At 48.4% G+C, this 2,637-nt stretch carries 1 protein-coding gene; it reads right to left on the bottom strand.

Features of this window, described 5'->3' with window-relative positions; translation table 11 throughout:
- Positions 1-329 precede the first annotated feature (329 nt).
- Positions 330-2,637 (bottom strand): Ig-like domain-containing protein (locus PZBJ_RS11245; RefSeq protein ID WP_206098212.1); only part of this gene is annotated, 2,308 nt, incomplete at its 5' end.

The raw sequence follows: 2,637 nt of genomic DNA, 5'->3' as shown, positions 1-2,637 counted from the left end.
GGCCGGAATGCTGGGCATCCGACAGCAGGATGCGCTGGCCGGGCGTGGAGTGAATGTACTGGGTACCTTTGCCGGACGGCAGCGTCAGCGGCGCAGAGAGGCGGTTACCTTCGGCCGTGGCGACGGCGATAACTGATGTAGACATAACTGAGTCCTAAAAAAATAAATGACTGAGGATGAATAAATAATGGGGATTCTGCCGGGTGGAGAAACAATGAAATACAGGCCGGGTCTGGGAAGGTAAGAAAAGACGGAGAAAACAGTGAGTTTTGTAGGAAAATATTTATTAAAAAAAACTGACCCGCAATGAAGGCGGGTCAGTCTGAACGTTAGTGATTGTCGAGATTAACCGTTACGTTTTGCTGTACTAACAGCTCAGCATCTAGAGCAGAATGCTGGAATATCTGATATTCAGTACCGCCAACGTTAACTTTACCTCCGCTGTTCCAGTCACCGGCATCGGCACCGTTAGGTAACATGTCAGAAAGATTAACCGTATCGCCGGCATTGCCTTTCACCATTAATTGCAGATTACCGTTTTCTCTAAACAGATCGACCTGACCATTTGCCAAAATATCGCCCAGTGATAACATCAGTGTATTATCACCGGTTCCGGTAATGTCAATGACCTCAATAGAACTTATCTTGCTGGCTAATCGGGTGAAATCAAGCACCTGATTAGCACCGGTTAATGCCAGTGTATCAATACCACTGCCACCCCCAAGCTGAGTAACAGTATCAAGGTGATGCACGTCAGTGACAGTAAAGCTGTCATTTAGCTCACTACCGATTAAGTACTGGCTCTCATCCGTGACTGCATGGTCTTGGTCTGGGGCATGTGTATAGCTACGCATGATGTTGAAATCCCAAATGCTGACATTACCACTATACGTGAATAAAACACGGTATATTGGTATGTCTGAATGATATTCCACCAGGTTGTTAACCGATGTGTTTGCATTCGTGACTAATCTGCTTCCGAGTAGATTGTTATCTTTATCATAAAAGTTGAAATTAATATTTCCGGTGCCAGAAAACATTCTGGTATTAAATGAAATATCTTTAGTGCCTAATTCGCTACGATTGAGATCAAGAGATGACGATCCTCCCCAAAAATGCAACAGCCATCCTTTACTTGTACCTGCAGTGTAGGAGTCTCTATTATGAAAATGCCCCGTTGAATTAAATGTGACCCCATCTACGATAGTACCTGCTGGGAAATTGTAACCGCCAGTATATAACGAGAAATCAATCTCTTTGGATTCAGGAATATTTCGATATTCTGATAATTTACCAGCCTTGTTTACCACTGCCGCGAGCATATTATCATTGGGCTCAATTGATGTAGGCAACGTAATAACCATATATCCCCGATCACTATCTGCGTCAGTGACCGTGAAGAGATAATAGTTTCCATCAATGTTAAGGCTTACCTGACCACCTTTTTCAGTCTGGTTCCCGGAAAAGTGAACCGTGACATCCTGACCTGAATATGTCAGTTCAAACGGTGCCTCAGGTTTAGTGGTATCAACATTAACCTGCTGTGTTTCTACTGGACCAGTGCGACCTAAATTATCAATAACTCGCGTCTGGATTGACCAACTATTCGCGTGGTTTTCACCGTCAAACCAGTACCATCCACCTGATGGATCTCTGAGTGCATCATGCCAGCTCACACCGCCATTGACAGAAATCTGGATACGTTCATTGGCATTAACAATGCCATCAAGCGGACCACGGATCAGATGCCCAGTTGTGCCAACGTCAGTGTAGAAATCCCCCGCGTTATTGAGATAGCCGCTGTCATGGGTTATTGCTGCTATTCTGGCCATGCCTGACGGTGCCGAAGTGTCTACGGTGATTTCAGTCGCTGCACTGACATCACTGGCGTTACCTGCTGGATCGGTGATGATGATGGTAAAGCGATAGTCGCCGTCATCCAACGCGCTATCTGGCTGCCAGTGCCACTGATTATTGCTCCCAATTATTTGTGTTCCAACGGGAACTCCATTCAGATAAATGGTAACGGTGCAGTCGGCTTCGCCCATGCCACTGAGTTGCGGACGATTGTCATCAGTAAAGGCACCGTTCCACAGCTTGGTGGGATCTACACTCGAAACGTTCTGCCCGGCATTAAGTGGCTTGACGGTATCAACATTGATTGTGAAAACATCGGACAACACTGACGTGTTACCTGCGGTATCGACTGCCTGCACGCTCAGCGTGTGCGGACCTTCCTCAAACCTATCGGTGCCGGTGAACTGCCAACTCCACGTGCCACTAATGCTGTCTGCACAAACACTTCCTATTGCCGCAGTGCCGTTAAATATCGTGACCAGACTGCCTTTTTCGGCCGAGCCGCTCAGCACAGGGCGGGCATCGTTGGTGAGGCCGGTGCCGTCGTTGGCAATTGGGCCGAGTGCGCCGCCGGTTATTGCATCGGTGATGGTGGCCAGCACCGGCTGTGCGATTTGCGTGTCAACGGTGATGGTAAAGGTGTCGGACAGCACGGAAATGTTGCCCGCCGGATCGACGGCCTGCACGCTCAGCGTATGCGAGCCTTCGTCAAACTCATCGGCACCGGAATACTGCCAGCTCCACGCGCCGGTGCTGACGTCGGCATAGACGCTGCCCACC

The sequence above is a fragment of the Pantoea endophytica genome, from assembly GCF_002858935.1.
GTDB lineage: Bacteria > Pseudomonadota > Gammaproteobacteria > Enterobacterales > Enterobacteriaceae > Pantoea > Pantoea leporis.
Note: the sequence above shows the minus strand (reverse complement) of the source record. Positions and strands in the feature narration are given on the sequence as shown.